The organism is Bradyrhizobium sp. CCBAU 51627, assembly GCF_028128765.1.
GTDB lineage: Bacteria > Pseudomonadota > Alphaproteobacteria > Rhizobiales > Xanthobacteraceae > Bradyrhizobium.
Genome location: NZ_LBJG01000024.1, coordinates 241,645 through 256,623 on the forward strand (window position 1 = coordinate 241,645; position 14,979 = coordinate 256,623).

Here is a 14,979-nt window from a genome sequence, read left to right on the forward strand (position 1 = left end):
TCATCCGGTGCGAGAACTCGCTCACGACCGACGATGTGCGGTGACGGGCGAGTGGTTCCGCAAGAGGCGGAGCGATCGTTCAGGCAAGAGGTTTGGAGAGCTATCATGACATCAGCAGACAAGGCAGGAAGTAACGGACAGGTTGCCATGCAAACACCGCCAGTGGTGTCGCCGCAGGAGTGGGAAGCAGCCCGTCAGCAACTGCTCGTGAAGGAAAAGGCGCATACCCGCGCCCGCGACGCCCTCGCCGCCGAACGCCGGCGCATGCCGTGGATGGCCGTAGACAAAACCTACGCATTCGAGACGCCCTCGGGCAAGGCCAGTCTGCTCGATCTATTCCAGGGCCGCCGCCAGCTGATCCTCTACCGGGCCTTCTTCGAGCCCGGCGTGTTCGGCTGGCCCGACCATGCCTGCCGCGGCTGCTCCATGGTGGCCGACCAGGTCGCCCATGTCTCGCATTTGAACGCCCGCGACACCACGCTGGTGTTCGCCTCGCGTGCGCCGCAGGCGGACATCGCGCGGCTGAAGGCGCGGATGGACTGGACCATGCCGTGGGTCACTATCACCGACAGTTTTGACGCCGATTTCGGCGTCGGCGAGTGGCACGGCACCAACGTGTTCTACCGCGACGGCACTCGCATCTTCCGCACCTATCTGATCAAGAGCCGCGGCGACGAGCAGATGGGCGGCACCTGGAACTATCTCGACATTACCCCGCTCGGCCGGCAGGAGGTCTGGGAGGACTCGCCGAAAGGCTATCCGCAGACGCCGACCTACAAATGGTGGAACTGGCACGACAGCTACGAGGATGGCGCGGCGCCCGACAAGAAGTGGGTCGAGGTGTCGGATGCCGGCGAGATCGCGCTCCGCGCGGCGGGCGCGCAGTGAGTCACGTTCATCTCGCTGATGCCAGCCGCGACGGCCGCGAAGCCGCATCTCACCTCGCCAGATGGCTGGGTCTTGCGGCCACGCCCACCTTCGCGGTGATGGCCGTGCTGACGGCCGTCTTCAGTGGCGGCCCGGCGGACATGCTTTGCAACGCCGGGCACGGGCTGTCGATGGGCGGGATGGTGCCGATGTATCTCCTGATGAGCGCGTTTCATTCGGCGGCGTGGCTGCGGCTGATCTCGGGGCGGCGACGCGCTGGGCGGGTCTAAGCAGTTCGTCGGCCCAAATCGAAGATGGCCCTGGGTCTCACCTGGGCCGTCTTTGCTATTTGCCGCTGCCGTCGACGAACAGCTCCATCAGGACTTCATCGAAATATCGGCCGTTCTGCTTCAGCGCCTTCACCTCGCGGCCGTATTCGACGAAGCCGGCGGCCTTGTAGAGGCGTAACGCCGCTTCGTTCTGGCTCGCAACCGAGAGTTGGAGCTTTTCGACGTGCTTTGCGGCATGGGCAATGACGGTGTCGACGAGGCGCCGGCCGACGCCGGCTCTTCCCGCCGATGATCGCACATACATGCCCCAGAGATCGGCCTTGTGCATGGTCTGGGGACCATCCTGCCGCCAGAACCCGGCGACGCCGACGAGTTCACCTGCGATGAAGGCGCCGAAGACGTCCGAGATGGCGAGGCGCTCCTCGAACCATGGGAGAGGCTTTTCTTGTTCGCGCGCGAAGGTGCTGGCGAAAGCCTCGGGGTGCGCCGCGAGCGCTTCCAGCCCGATCTGTCGGTAAATCGCGGCGTCTGCGCGTGTGAGTTGCCTGATGTCGAGAGTGCTATGCGGCACGTGTCTCAAACCTTTTGTCTCTCACGGACGAACTGACTATGCCGGTTGCGTCCGGGCAAGCTTTGTTCGTACATGGATCGCAATAGACACACCAAGGGAAACGTCATGGCGAGCACCGTTTTCGATTCCGTCCTGTTCCGCGACATGTTCGGCACCGCCGAGATGCGCGCGGTGTTTTCGGACGAGGCCCTGGTCGGGCGTTACCTGGAAACGGAGGCGGCGCTCGCCCGGGCGCAAGGCCGTGCCGGCGTGGTGCCGAAGGATGCGGCCGCGGCCATCGACGCCGCCTCGCGCAACATCAAGCTCGATTTCGACAGGCTGCGCCACGAGACCGAGATCGTCGGCTATCCGATCCTGCCGCTGGTGCACCAATTGTCCGCAGCCGCCGGCGAGGCCGGCCGCTACGTGCATTGGGGCGCAACCACGCAGGACATCATGGACACCGCCAACGTGCTCCAGATCCGCGCCGCGCTCGACATCGTCGCGCGCGACCTGAAAGAGCTGCGCGCCATTCTCGTGGATCTTGCGCGCAGGCATCGCGATACGCCGATGGCCGGCCGCACCCATCTGCAGCAGGCGCTGCCGGTGACGTTCGGCTACAAGGTCGCGGTCTGGCTATCCTCGATCGACCGTCATATCGAACGTGTCGAGCAGGCGCGGCCGCGCATCCTGCTCGGCGAGTTCTCCGGCGCCGCCGGCACGCTTGCCTCGGTCGGGGAGGGCGGCCTGGACATGCAGCGGATGTTCTGCGAGGAGCTCGGCCTCAACCAGCCGCCGATCACCTGGCACGTCGCGCGCGACGGCATTGCCGAGGCGGTGACGCTGCTCGGCCTGATCACCGGAACGCTCGGCAAGATCGCCACCGACGTGATGCTGATGTGTGCGACCGAGTTCGGCGAACTGTCCGAACCTTTCGTGCATGGGCGTGGCGCGTCCTCCACCATGCCGCAGAAGCGCAACCCGATCTCGAGCGAGCTGATGCTCGCGGCCGCCAAGGCCGTGCGTCAGCACGTCGCCGCCATGCTCGACGGCATGATCCACGATTTCGAGCGCGCCACCGGCCCCTGGCACCTGGAATGGGTGTCGCTGCCGGAGAGCTTTCTACTGACCGCGTCCTCCCTTGCGAACGCGAAGTTCATGCTCGCCGGCCTCGTCGTGCATGAGAGCCGCATGCGCGCCAATCTCGGCCTGACCCACGGCCTGATCGTCGCCGAAGCCGTGATGATGGCGGCGGCGCCCAAGCTCGGGCGTCAACACGCGCATGACGTCGTTTATGATGCCTGCCGCAAGGCGATCGAGCATGGCGGCGATCTCGCCGATATCCTGTCCGGCGCCCCGGAGATCGTCACCGCGCTCGGCGGCGTCGATGCCATCCGCCGCCATTGCGATCCCGCCAATTATCTCGGCCTCTCCGGCCGGATGGTCGATCGCGTGCTCGGCGGCTGAGCTGATCGCCTTTCCTGAAACGAAAAAGGCCCCGGTGACCGCGGCCTTTTGCATTGAAAGCGACTTGCCGTTTCGCTTACCGAAGCTCGGCCCGCCGCTCGGTCATCGGCAGCACGATCACCTTGGTGCCGACGCTGACGCGGGAGTAGAGGTCGGTCACGTCGTCATTGGTCAGGCGGATGCAGCCGGAAGAGACGTGCTTGCCGATGGTGTCGGGGGCGTTGGTGCCGTGGATGCGGTAGACGGTGCCGCCGAGATACATGGCGCGGGCTCCCAGCGGATTGCCGGGGCCGCCGGCCATGTGGCGTGGCAAGTACGGCTGGCGCTGGATCATTTCCGGCGGAGGAGTCCAGTCCGGCCACTCGGCCTTCTTGGTCACCGACTGGGTGCCGGACCAGGTAAAGCCGTCGCGGCCGACGCCGATGCCGTAGCGGATGGCCTGGCCGTTACCGAGCACATAATAGAGATAGGTGTTGGGCGTATCGATGATGATCGTGCCCGGCGCCTCGCGCGTCGCATAGGAAACAGTCTGGCGGCGGAAGCGCGCCGGTGTTTCGACGGCGTCCTGATCATCGGACGGCGCGGTCTGGTAGGCCGGGGCCTGATAGGGCTGGTATGGTTGAAGCGGCTGCGGCGCGAAGAACGGGAAGAGCTGAACCGGCGCGGCCTTGGCCGGGCCAGTGAGCGCGATTGCGGAGATCGCGGCTGCGCCAAAAGCAACGGCGCGCGAATACGTCTTGAACGTGTCCAGATTGAACATGTGATCGCCCCTGTTTGCTCGGTGTTTTCAGACCACCGCGGCACCATTTCGGTGCTCCGTTGCCTAAAGTCCTAACGGCAAAAAGTTTCGGGACGTTTCCGCGGAAAACCGAAAACGGTTTCGTCGCGGAAAGGAATGTTTCATGACAGTTTCGTGGCCGCACGGCTCCGTTAACGAACAAAACAACGGGCCGACACTTCTGTGACGTCACACGCCTGAAATATCCTTCGTTGATGGTCGGTGCCTGAGAATCATCAAACTCTCGGGATTTCCCCATGCGGGTATTAATCGCGACCGACGCCTGGCATCCCCAGGTCAATGGCGTGGTGCGGACACTGACCTCGCTCGCAAGCGCGGCCAAGGCCCTCGATGTCCAGATCGACTTCCTGACGCCTGACGGCTTCAGGTCATGGCCGCTGCCGACCTATCCGGGCCTGCGCATCGCGCTGCCCTCGGCCAAGGAGATCGCGCGGCGGATCGAGAGGTGCGCGCCGGACGCGCTGCATATCGCCACCGAAGGCCCGATCGGCTGGGCGGCCCGGGCCTATTGCCGCCGCAACCGGCTTGCCTTCACCAGCTCCTATACGACGCGCTTTCCCGAATACGTGTCGGTACGGACCGGCATTCCGGCTGCTGTCGGCTATGCCGTGCTGCGACATTTCCACGACGCCGCCGCCATGACCATGGTGGCGACCCCGTCGCTGCGGCAGGAGCTCGCAGGCCGCGGTTTCAAGCGGCTCGGCTTCTGGACGCGCGGCGTCAACACCGAACTGTTCCATCCAGATAGCCCGGCAAAGCTCGACCTGTCGGGTCCGATCTTCATGACCATGGGCCGCGTCGCCGTTGAGAAGAATCTCGAGGCGTTTCTCTCGCTCGATCTACCCGGCACCAAGGTTGTCGTCGGCGACGGTCCACAGAAGGCCGCGCTCGAGAAGAAGTATCCTGATGTGGTGTTCCTCGGCGAGAAGAAAGGCGCGGATCTGACCGCGCATCTCGCCGCCGCCGACGTTTTCGTGTTTCCGAGTCTCACCGACACCTTTGGCGTCGTGCAGCTCGAGGCGCTTGCCTGCGGCACGCCCGTTGCGGCGTTTCCAGTGACGGGTCCGAAGGACGTCATCGCCGATCACCCGATCGGCGCGATCGACAATGATCTGCGCGCCGCCTGCCTGCGCGCGCTCACCATGTCGCGTGAGACGTGCCGCAACTTCGCGCTGGAGCGCTCCTGGGAGAACAGCGCGCGCCAGTTCGTCGGCAATCTCACCTCACTGCAGCCCAGCCGGGCCTTGCGCGTCTCGCCTCGGATGGCGCGGCGGCCGGTGCGCGGCTGATCCATATTTTGACCCACAGCGAGAACCTCATCGATGGCTAAGATCATGAACCTTGACGGCACCGAGCAGCTCGACCTCACACGTGGCTCGGTCGAGCAGGCCTATGACCGCTGGGCGCCCGTCTACGATCTCGTGTTCGGCGGTGTGTTCGCCAAGGGCCGCGCGGCGGCGATCGCCGCCACCAACAAGATCGGTGGCCGCGTGCTCGAAGTCGGCGTCGGTACCGGCATCTCGCTGCCGCTCTATGCGCCAAACCTGCGCATCTTCGGCACCGACATTTCGGACGCGATGCTCGACAAGGCCCGCCGCCGCGTTCGCGAAGGCAATCTCAAGAACGTCGAGGGCCTCGCGGTGATGGACGCCGAGAAGCTCGAATTTCCCGACAATTCCTTCGACGTCGTGATGGCGCAGTATGTCGTCACCGCCGTGCCGAATCCGGAGAAGGCGCTCGACGAATTCGCCCGCGTGCTGCGGCCGGGCGGCGAGCTGATCATCCTCACCCGGGTCAGCGCCGACACCGGCATGCGCCGCTTCATCGAGCAGAAGCTGCAGCCGGTGGTGCGTCCGCTCGGCTTCCGTACCGCCGAGTTCGCCTGGTCGCGCTATGCCAAATGGCTCGCCGGCGCCAAGGGCATTGAGCTCGCCGAACGTCGCCTGATCCCGCCGCTCGGCCATTTCTCGCTGGTGCGCTTCCGCAAGGTCGAGATCGCCAAGGCGGCCTGAGCAGGGCTGCAAGAGCGTCGGCTCCGTCCGCCGCTCACGCGTTCGCGTGCGTCACCGCGTCGCTGCGCATCGTCACATGACAAAATGATGATGTCACACGGCGTACACCGAATCTCTGTAAATCCTGAACCCGAAGCATTTTGGGGGAGAGCATGATCAAGAACTACCTCGAGCAGCTGCGGATCCAGCGCTGGGACGACCATCGCTACTATCACCACAGCCGCATCAATCAGAGCCTGCACTTCGTCAGCGCGCTGAGCTTCCTCTTTGCTTATGTCTGGCTGTTCGTCGATCCCATGATCTCGGCGCTGGTCGGCTGGCTGGTGTCGATGACCTCGCGCCAGGCCGGTCATTTCTTCTTCGAACCGCACACCTACGACCACATCAACCAGGCGACGCACGAGTACAAGGAAGAGATCAAGGTCGGCTACAACCTTCAGCGCAAGGTGGTGCTGATGGCGATCTGGGCACTGTCGCCGCTGGTGTTGGTCGTCGATCCCACGCTGTTCGGCCTGTTCACGCCCTGGGCGAATGCCACCGACTTCGTGCGGCAGGTTGCCAAGATCTGGCTGGCGGTTGGCGGCGGCGGTCTGTTGTTCCGCACCGTGCACCTGTTCTTCATTCGCGACGTCGAGACCGGCCTCGTCTGGATGACCAAGATCCTGACCGATCCGTTCCATGACCTGATGCTGTATCGTAGCGCGCCGCTGGCCCTGATGCGCGGCGAGCTGATGGACCCCGGCCTGCACCTCAATCCCGAGCATACGCTGGGCCTCATCTCGGAGCCCATGCTCGAAGAGCAGCACGCCTGATACGGCCGTCGTCCAGATCGCGAATGTCTATGGTTTACGTCATGCCCGGGTTTGTCCCGGGCATCCACGTTTTGCAGCCGTTGCGCGGAAACGCGTGGATGGCCGGGCACGAGCGAACGGAAGCGACGCCGTCCTTCGGACGGCTATGCCCGGCCATGACAGCGTCGGAGAAACCAGCCTCAGCGCCCGAAGCGTTTGGCCAGCATCTCTTTCAAGATCTGCCGCTTGATGGTCTTGTTGGTGAGCGCACCGTCGTGCCACCAGAAACCGTCGGCCTTCATCTTCTCGGCAGCGCGGACGAAGCGGTCGGCGACTTCAGTGAAGTCGGCGTCGGTGTAGTTGAGGCTGAAGATCAGCCGACCAGTGCCGACCCAGCTCAGCGCCAAGCCTTCGGCACGCAGGTAATATTGCAGCATCCAATTGTAGCGCGACGGGATGGTGTATTTCACCGTCCAGATCGACGAGAAGTTGGCGAACTGCACCGGGAGCTTGGCGTCGGTCATCATCTTGTTGAGCTTTTCGACGCGGCCATTCCAGGTCGCATCCAGCCCGTCATAGATGGCGCGGAAGTTCGGGCTGGCGAGCCGGCTCAAGAACTCGTCCATCGCTGTCATGACGTAGGGATGCGAGTTGAAGGTGCCGCGGGCGAAGCAGATGTCGGCGGGACGATCGTCGCGGAAGCGGCGCATCAGGTCCTTCTTGCCGCAGACCACGCCGACCGGCAAGCCGCCGGCAAGGCTCTTGCCGTAGGTCACCATGTCGGCCTTGACGCCAAAATATTCCTGGGCGCCGCCGGCGGCGAGGCGGAAGCCGACGAAGACCTCGTCGAAGATCAGCACGATGCCGCGCTGGTCGCAGATCTCGCGCAGCTTCCTCAGCCATTCGGTGTAGGCCGCGCGATCGAAATTGCCGCCGCGCGAGCTGTCGACCAGCGAGGAATCGCCGGGCGCGTTGGCGTTCGGATGCAGGCCCTGCAGCGGATTGACCAGCACGCAGGCGATGTCCTTGCGCGTGCGGAGCACGTGCAGCGTCTTCTCCGACATTTCGGAGAGGGTGTAGGTCTCATGCGCAGGAATCGGATTGCCGACGCCGGGCTGCACGTCGCCCCACCAGCCGTGATAGGCACCGGCGAAACGGACGAGATGCGTCCGCTTGGTGTGGTAGCGCGCCAGCCGCACCGCCTGCATCACGGCCTCGGTGCCGGACATGTGGAACGAGACCTCGTCGAGACCCGAGATCTTGCAGAGCCGCTGCACATTCTCGAGGATAACAGGATGGTAGGGACCGAGCACGGGGCCGAGCGCATGCGCGCGCTTCTCGGAACCCTCGATGCACTCCTTGTAGAAGTCGTTGCCGAAGATGTTGACGCCGTAGGAGCCTGTGAGGTCGTACGACGTGTTGCCGTCGACATCGGTCACGGTGACGCCGCTCGACGACTCCATGAAGGTCGAGGTACCAAGATGCTCGCGAACGAGGCGCGAGAACTGGAACGGTACGCGGTAGCTTTCGGTGAAGTTCAGGTCGGAGATCATCTCGGCCGCTTGCCTCGTCATCGCGCGGCCCTTGGGGTAGCGCTCGGCGTAGAGAGCTGCGAGGCGGAAGAAAGCGTCCTTGCGCTGCTTCACCACGTTGTCAGGTGCGCCGTCGCAGCCGAAATATTTGTCGCCGTCGAACTCGTAGAACGGCAGCAGCTTGGCCACCCGGCGCGACATCTTGGAGTGTCCGGCGAGCGAGCGGTGCTTGGCGCGGGACAGTTCGACCCGCGCCTTGATCTTCGGAAGGACAGCGGCAGCGGATGCTGCGGCGGCCACGGACATCGAGAGAATCGGGAGTGTCGTTTCCATGACAACAAGCGCTAATACTGTGAGCTGACAGATTCATGACAGTCAAAGCCCTCATCGCCTCTTTCACCCAGCAGGAAGACCTCAACTTCCTGCTGACCAACCGCATCCCCCGCGCGGGCCTGACCCGCTTCATGGGCTGGTTCTCCAAGATCGAGAATCCGTTGGTGCGAGATTCTTCCATCGCGCTCTGGAAGCTGTTCTCCGACCTCGACCTGTCCGAGGCGAAGAAGGATCATTTCAACAGCCTGCACGACTGCTTCACGCGCGAGCTGAAGCCGGGCCTGCGACCCTTTGATTCCGACCCGTCGGTTGTCGCCAGCCCGTCCGACGGCATCGTCGGCGCCCACGGCCGCATCGCCGATACCGAGTTGTTCCAGGTCAAGGGCGCGCCCTATTCGCTGCTCGATCTGCTCGGCGATCCCGCATTGGTCGAGCAGCACCGCAATGGCAGCTTTGTCACGCTGCGTCTGACCTCGAGCATGTATCATCGCTTCCATGCGCCCTATGACGCGCATATTGAGCGCGTCACGCTGATCCACGGCGATGTCTGGAACGTCAACCCGATCGCCTTGAAGAGGGTCGAGCGCCTGTTCTGCAAGAACGAGCGCGCGGTGATCCGCACGCATTTGTCCAGTGGCGAAGCGGTGACGCTGGTGCCGGTGGCCGCGATCCTGGTTGCCAGCATCCGGCTGCACTTTCTCGACATGGTGCTGAATGCGCAGACGAAAGGGCCGGTCATTTTCCCTTGCGATGTCCACGTGAACAAGGGCGAGGAGCTCGGCTGGTTCGAGCACGGCTCGACCATTATCATTCTAGCGCCCGGCGACTTTTCGTTCTGCGACGGTATCTCCGAGGGGACGCGCATTCGCGCAGGTCAGGCCCTGCTGCGGCGGAACTAGTCTTCATTCCGCCGCGTGGTGCGCCTATATCGTTGGCGGGGACGAGTCGATGATGCGACAGGATTGATGATGACGCGGGCGCCGGTGATGGCAGCAGGTGGGATTGTGCTGCGGCGTGGCGAGGCGCCGCTGATTGCCATCGTACGTCAGCGCAAGCGCAATGAATGGGTGCTACCCAAGGGCAAGCTCGACGACGGCGAGACGCCGAGGCAGGCGGCGCACCGCGAGGTGCTGGAGGAGACCGGCCACGATGTCGCGCTGCACGAATTCCTGGGCACGCTCGTGTACCAGTCGGGAGGGCGTTCGAAGGTCGTGCATTTCTGGCGGATGGAGGCCGAGGGCGGGCCGGTTCGCAAGCTGATGAACGACATCAAGGCCGTCGACTGGCTGACGCTGGACGACGCGCTTGCGCGCCTGTCGCGCGAATATGAGCGTGCGTTCCTCACCCAGGTCGGTCCGATCGCCATCGCGGCGGCCGGGCTTACGGTTGCGACCGCCACTGAGCCAACGCCAGCGCTGGCGGCCGATGATATCGATGCCGCCTTGCAGACGTTGACACCTGCCGAAGCCGCTTCGGTCGACGAACTTCGGCATGGCCTGTTGCAGAAGGTGCGAGCCTGGCTGCGCGGCGAGGCGTAGCCTTTCGGTTCGTCTCTCTCCACCTCGTCATTGCGAGCGCAGCGAAGCAATCCAGATTCTTTTCGGGGAGGGACTCCGGATCGCTTCGCTTCGCTCGCGATGACGAAGAGCTCAGCTCTCCCGGTCTACCGCTGCTTCTTGTCCTTCGGAGCCTGAACTGGCGCAGGTCTGCGCGGCACGATGGGGCGTTGGGCGCCGGGCAGGCGCTGCTGCAAGCCGGGCTGACGCTGCGCGCCGCCTTGTTGCGGCCGGGCGGCCGGCTGTGCGCCAGGCTGCAATCCGGTGCGCGGCGCTTGCGGCTGTGGCGTCGTGCCCGGCTGACGCGTGTCCGCGCCTGGCCGCTGCGGAAGCTGTCCGCCGTGCGGTGGCTGTGTCTGCGGCGTTGCGCCGGGCTGCGGCCCTTGTCCAGTGCGCGGCTGGGCAGCCGGTTGGCCTGGAGCCTGCCGCCGGCCGGGTTGCTGCGGACCTTGGCCCGCGCGCGGCGTGCCCGGTTGAGCGGCGCCGCCTTGGCGTTGCGGCGTCTGCGCGCCAGGCGGCTGCTGACCCGGACGGTTGTTCTGGCCAGGCTGACCCGGCTGGCCGTTCGGCCGTTGCGGCTGCTGGTTCGGCGTCGTCGGACGCAATTGCTGTTGCTGCGGCGGCTGCGCCGGGCGCGGAATGCGGCTGACCGCACCCGGATTGCTGCGGCGGAAGTCGCGCTGCTCGGTGACGATCTGGCGGCCGGTGGCCTGCGCCGCGTGCACCTGGTTGACGAAGCCGCGGTCGCGCGCGATCTGCTGCGGTGGAATCGTGATCGGCACGGCGGCGAAGCGCATGCCGCCTGGGCCGCCCGCGCCGGGCCGGATCGCAAAGCCGCTCGATCCTTGCGTGAGCGAGCCGAGCCGGGTGCCGCTGGCGCGATCGTTGACGTCGATATGGCCGACCCGCCCGTCGGCGTCGGGATAGAGCTTGATGTTGACGTTGTTGGCACTGCTCGCGGCCGCGTTCTCGGGCACGTCGACGACGCCGGTGGTGCCGCGAATGCCGAGCGTCGCGGTCGGTGTTGCGATCTTCATGTCGCCGGTCTTCGCCACCGCCGCGGCAACGAAAGCGACGGTGCCCTTGCCGATGTCGAAGATCGCCGAATTCTGATTGCCGCCATCCTCGTAGACGTAGTTGTCGATGGTGATCTTGGAGCCGGCGGAGAGATTGAACGTGGTGGCGTCGTTGAAGGTGATGCCGAGCGAGGAGTTCGAGGACGTCTGTACGACGTCGTTGAGATAGATGTCGTCGCGCACCTTCAGCGGATAGGAATTCTTGTCGCGGATCACGGTCGCGATTCCGGTCACGGTCGCGACGTTGCCGATCGGCTCCACAGCGGCGGGCTGTGCATCGCTGGCCGGTGCGGGCGAGGCCGGCGGCGTGGGGGAGGGAGCAGGCGTTGGCTGTGCTTGCGGCTGCGCCTGCGCGAGCTCGATTGTTTCGGATGCGCACGCATTATCCGCGCCGGCCAGCGGCAGCGCCAGCAGCGGCAAAGCGAACACGATGCGGCGCCAAGCCACCATCAAAGCCACGAATGAGGTCCCGGTGAGAACGCAAGGCGAGGTCGACCGATATCAGCCTGACATGGCTGAATGGCGGATGAACGTCTGTCGCACGGGACGGGTGGACGTTCAACGCCACGTCCTGTGATGCAGGACGTGGCGCCATCTGCTTGATCGTCATTCCGGGGCGCGACGAAGTCGCGAGCCTCAGATTTGCAATTGCGCGATGGGGATGACGCGCTTTGCGCGTCAGCTCACCCGCTTCCAGGTCTGGCCGCCGCAGAACAGGCCGCCGAAGGCGCAGCCCTGCACGCGCATCGCGTTCGGGCCCTTCATGGCGATGGTCGAGTCGTAGTTGCGGCCGGAGTTGGGGTCGTGGATGCGACCGCTCCACTTGGCACCATCGGGCCTCATGTTGATCAGGATCCGCTCATTGGTCTTCTCGGCATAACCGCAGAGATTGGTGCCGCACTGTTCGACACGGACGTTGCCCTTGTTCTCTTCGGTTGCCCAGACGCCGATCGGCGTGTTCGCGGCCTGCACGGGCGCGACAGGCGCCGGAGCGGGCGGCGGCGCATAGGCGGGAGCCGCGGCAGCGGGCGCGGGCGGGGCAATCGGAGCAGGAGCTGCGACCAGCGCCGGCGGCGTGGTCGTGTCGACGGGCGGCACGGCAGCAACGTTTGCCGGAGTGGCGGGGGCGGCAGCGGTCGGCGCTGCCGGAACGGGGGCGGTCACCGGCGCTTGCGCCACGGGCTGCTGCTGCACCGGAGCCGGCGCAGGCTGCGCCGTCGGCGCCGGCGGCGTGGTATCGTCGTTCTTGGAGCCGCCAAGGCCATTGAGACTGATGTTGTTCAGCTTGATTGGCTTGTCCGACAGGCCGGGCGCCACGATGGTGACGCAATCGAGCCAGGCGCAATTGCGCGGCGTCTCGATGCGGATACGCTGGCCTTGGATCTGGAGCGAAAGCGAACTGCCGGCATGCGCGGCGGCGGTCGACGCGAGGAGGAGCGCGGCGGTGGCGACGGTGAGCTTGTTCATGACAACCTCCGAAATGGCGTGGGTCCCGAGCTGGATTGAAGTCGGTCGCGGACCGGATGTGGTTCGACCTTATGCGCGCGCGGTCGGGACTTCTGTGATGGACCTCACAACGGCTGCCTGGGTCCGGCAGGGTTAAAGAACACTGAAATCCACACGTTGAAGAGTCTTTAAGTAAATTCACCGAACGTGCGCGCATGACGCGCGGAGTTCGTTTGTATCTCGTCGGCTCCATCGTCCTTGTTTCGCTCGCGGGTTGCGGACGCGGCTGGTTCCAGGCCGAACGCGAACCGTGGCGGGCCGAGGCCGAAGCGGCGTGCCTGAAATCGGGCGCCGTGAAAGAGAGCGCCGACATCGTCCGGATCGATCCGATCTCCGGTCCCGGCATGTGCGGGGCCGAGTTTCCGCTGAAGGTCGCCGCCCTCGGTGAATCTTCCGGCAGCTATGGCTTTGCCGATGAAGACCTGCGCCCGCCCGGCAATGTCGGCAATCAGCCGCGCTGGCCGGTCAGCCAGCCGCAATCGAATTATCCGGCACCCGGCTATCCGCAGCGGTCGAACTATCCTGAAAGCGCAGTGCGCCAGGGCGCCGGCTATGGTGCCTCCTCCGGTCCGGTGTCGCTCAGCGCGCCGGGCGTGGCGCCGCAGGAAGACGAGATCGACTTGCCGCCCGACGGCACCGATGCCGCTGGCGCGGCGCGCTACATGAATGCGCCGAGCTATCCGGCGCGGCCGGCGCCTTATTCGCAGGCTCCGTATTCGCAGGCGCCTGCGCAACAGCCGCTGCCGCGGCTCGGTCCCGCGCAAGGCAATCCCGTCACCGCGGTCGGTCCCGTCGCGATCAAGCCGACCGCGACGCTTGCCTGTCCGATCGTCTCCGAACTCGACCGCTGGCTTGCCGACAGCGTGCAGCCTTCGGCGATGCGCTGGTTCGGTGCCCGTGTGGTCGAGATCAAGCAGATCTCCGCCTATTCCTGCCGCGGCATGAACGGCAATCCGCACGCCCACATCTCCGAGCACGCCTTCGGCAACGCGCTCGACGTCGCCGCCTTCGTGCTTGCCGACGGCCGCCGCATCACCGTGAAGGACGGCTGGCATGGCATGCCGGAAGAGCAGGGATTCTTGCGCGACGTGCAGTCGGGCGCGTGCGCGCACTTCACCACCGTGCTTGCGCCGGGCTCGAACGTCTATCACTATGATCACATTCACGTTGATCTGATGCGCCGCGCCAGCCGCCGCCTGATCTGCCAGCCGGCCGCAGTCTCCGGCGAAGAGGTTGCCGCGCGCGCCCAGCAGCGCAACCCGTACGCGGGCAGGCACGATCCCTACGTGACCGGCTCGCTCGGCGGGCACAAGAGCAAGCGCGACAAGATCAACGAGGAAGACGAGTTCTCGGACGACTAGGGTCGCGGGGCCGCCGGCCACGTCTCGTCGAGGCGGTCATCCTCAGCCTGAGGCTGGGCTGTTCAGCCCGCGCTGCGTCTCCGGCAGAGCGCATCCCGCGCGCAAAAACTCGCGCAGCAGCCCTTTTCACCCAAATGGGGGATGACACAAGCGGTTCCTGGGGGCTCAACTCCACCCAGATGGGGAGCTGGACGAAAAGCCGCACGGATGCAGGGACCGGAGTTTCCGTTTTTTGAAGTAGCCTTGGCGCAACGCCGGCGCAGGACATGGGCGTGGAGCATCTGCACCAGGCAAGGAGAGGTCGTCATGCGGGGCCGGGAAGCGAGCCGGCCTGCCGCAAAGTACCAAGCCGACAGAGCGCTGTTCCTGCTGCTGCTGACCGCTCCCATTCGATCGCGGCTGTCGGTTTGCGGACGCCCCTCGTTCGGGAGCGCAGCCGCGACACGGCAGCGCTGTCGGTAAGGTCAGGTCGAGGTCTGCTTCGACGATGCAGGGGCCAGCCCCATGCAGCGCTGCACCTCGGCCGGGACGTTGTAGGTGCGCATGATATGGCGGCTGTCGCGCAGGCCGGTCGCCTCGCGTTGCACCACGAACATCCAGAGCGCCTGACCGGCTTCCGTCACCAGCTTGCGCCGCGCCGGTTGGAGCGAGGCCGGCATTTCCGCACGCGCGTGGGCGGCGTCGAATTCGCGCAATTGTGCGAGCGCCTGTTCGAGCGTGCGGCCCATTCGTCCAAGTGCTGAGGCCTGTTCCTGGACGATCTCATAGTGAAGGATATCGACGGGCGGGCGAAGATCACGGGGCATGGCGCTCAATATAATGGCGCGCGTCCCGGATGC

General features: G+C 65.2%; 15 protein-coding genes. 9 read left to right on the top strand and 6 right to left on the bottom strand.

All coding sequences use genetic code 11. From position 1 onward, the window contains the following. Nucleotides 1-105: 105 nt before the first annotated feature. Both XH88_RS16120 and XH88_RS16125 read left to right on the top strand, forming a co-directional pair. Nucleotides 106-888, top strand: coding sequence for a DUF899 domain-containing protein (locus XH88_RS16120; protein WP_271669279.1), 783 nt, complete (start codon nucleotides 106-108; stop codon nucleotides 886-888). Continuing rightward, the gene (locus tag XH88_RS16125; RefSeq protein WP_271669280.1) at nucleotides 885-1,157 is read left to right on the top strand and encodes a hypothetical protein; all 273 of its coding nucleotides are present in this window, start codon (nucleotides 885-887) and stop codon (nucleotides 1,155-1,157) included. Before XH88_RS16120 ends, XH88_RS16125 begins: the two co-directional genes overlap by 4 nt. 55 nt (nucleotides 1,158-1,212) lie before the next feature. Here XH88_RS16125 and XH88_RS16130 read toward each other — a convergent pair whose 3' ends face one another. Then, nucleotides 1,213-1,728 carry a GNAT family N-acetyltransferase gene (locus tag XH88_RS16130; RefSeq protein ID WP_271669281.1) on the bottom strand — a complete coding sequence of 172 codons (516 nt, stop codon included), beginning with the start codon at nucleotides 1,726-1,728 and terminating at the stop codon, nucleotides 1,213-1,215. A 105-nt stretch (nucleotides 1,729-1,833) separates the two neighbouring features. Here XH88_RS16130 and pcaB point away from each other — a divergent pair, with 105 nt between their 5' ends. Beyond that, complete coding sequence (gene pcaB, locus XH88_RS16135; protein WP_271669282.1) at nucleotides 1,834-3,174, top strand: 3-carboxy-cis,cis-muconate cycloisomerase; 1,341 nt, start codon at nucleotides 1,834-1,836, stop codon at nucleotides 3,172-3,174. A 76-nt stretch (nucleotides 3,175-3,250) separates the two neighbouring features. On the opposite strand, the gene XH88_RS16140 is transcribed toward pcaB, so the two are convergent. Beyond that, nucleotides 3,251-3,934, bottom strand: coding sequence for a L,D-transpeptidase (locus XH88_RS16140; protein WP_271669283.1), 684 nt, complete (start codon nucleotides 3,932-3,934; stop codon nucleotides 3,251-3,253). A gap of 275 nt (nucleotides 3,935-4,209) precedes the next feature. Here XH88_RS16140 and XH88_RS16145 point away from each other — a divergent pair, with 275 nt between their 5' ends. From XH88_RS16145 to XH88_RS16155, 3 genes are all read left to right on the top strand, one after another. Beyond that, complete coding sequence (locus XH88_RS16145; RefSeq protein ID WP_271669284.1) at nucleotides 4,210-5,262, top strand: glycosyltransferase family 4 protein; 1,053 nt, start codon at nucleotides 4,210-4,212, stop codon at nucleotides 5,260-5,262. 33 nt (nucleotides 5,263-5,295) lie between these two features. Then, a complete protein-coding gene (locus XH88_RS16150) occupies nucleotides 5,296-5,985 on the top strand; it encodes a class I SAM-dependent methyltransferase (RefSeq protein ID WP_271669285.1) in 690 nt (229 codons plus the stop codon). Between the two features lie 152 nt (nucleotides 5,986-6,137). After that, nucleotides 6,138-6,797, top strand: a complete 660-nt coding sequence (locus XH88_RS16155; protein WP_271669286.1) for a hypothetical protein — start codon at nucleotides 6,138-6,140, stop codon at nucleotides 6,795-6,797. 179 nt (nucleotides 6,798-6,976) lie between these two features. Here XH88_RS16155 and XH88_RS16160 read toward each other — a convergent pair whose 3' ends face one another. Beyond that, nucleotides 6,977-8,641 (bottom strand): aminotransferase class III-fold pyridoxal phosphate-dependent enzyme, encoded by a 1,665-nt coding sequence (locus tag XH88_RS16160; protein WP_271669287.1) that lies wholly within the window; start codon nucleotides 8,639-8,641, stop codon nucleotides 6,977-6,979. A gap of 35 nt (nucleotides 8,642-8,676) precedes the next feature. On the opposite strand from XH88_RS16160, the gene asd reads away from it, so the two are divergent. Then, on the top strand, nucleotides 8,677-9,540 hold the full coding sequence (gene asd / locus XH88_RS16165) for an archaetidylserine decarboxylase (RefSeq protein WP_271669288.1): 864 nt from the start codon (nucleotides 8,677-8,679) through the stop codon (nucleotides 9,538-9,540). A gap of 69 nt (nucleotides 9,541-9,609) precedes the next feature. Beyond that, nucleotides 9,610-10,179 carry an NUDIX hydrolase gene (locus tag XH88_RS16170; protein WP_271669289.1) on the top strand — a complete coding sequence of 190 codons (570 nt, stop codon included), beginning with the start codon at nucleotides 9,610-9,612 and terminating at the stop codon, nucleotides 10,177-10,179. A 125-nt stretch (nucleotides 10,180-10,304) separates the two neighbouring features. Here XH88_RS16170 and XH88_RS16175 read toward each other — a convergent pair whose 3' ends face one another. Together XH88_RS16175 and XH88_RS16180 are read right to left on the bottom strand one after the other, a co-directional pair. Beyond that, nucleotides 10,305-11,723, bottom strand: coding sequence for a FecR family protein (locus XH88_RS16175; protein WP_271670362.1), 1,419 nt, complete (start codon nucleotides 11,721-11,723; stop codon nucleotides 10,305-10,307). Between the two features lie 228 nt (nucleotides 11,724-11,951). Continuing rightward, nucleotides 11,952-12,740 (bottom strand): DUF2147 domain-containing protein, encoded by a 789-nt coding sequence (locus tag XH88_RS16180; protein WP_271669290.1) that lies wholly within the window; start codon nucleotides 12,738-12,740, stop codon nucleotides 11,952-11,954. Nucleotides 12,741-12,934: 194 nt separating this feature from the next. On the opposite strand from XH88_RS16180, the gene XH88_RS16185 reads away from it, so the two are divergent. After that, nucleotides 12,935-14,140: an extensin-like domain-containing protein gene (locus tag XH88_RS16185; RefSeq protein WP_271669291.1), complete on the top strand. Its 1,206-nt coding sequence runs from the start codon at nucleotides 12,935-12,937 to the stop codon at nucleotides 14,138-14,140. A 464-nt stretch (nucleotides 14,141-14,604) separates the two neighbouring features. Here XH88_RS16185 and XH88_RS16190 read toward each other — a convergent pair whose 3' ends face one another. After that, nucleotides 14,605-14,946 carry a DUF6665 family protein gene (locus XH88_RS16190; RefSeq protein WP_271669292.1) on the bottom strand — a complete coding sequence of 114 codons (342 nt, stop codon included), beginning with the start codon at nucleotides 14,944-14,946 and terminating at the stop codon, nucleotides 14,605-14,607. Between the last annotated feature and the right edge of the window lie 33 nt (nucleotides 14,947-14,979).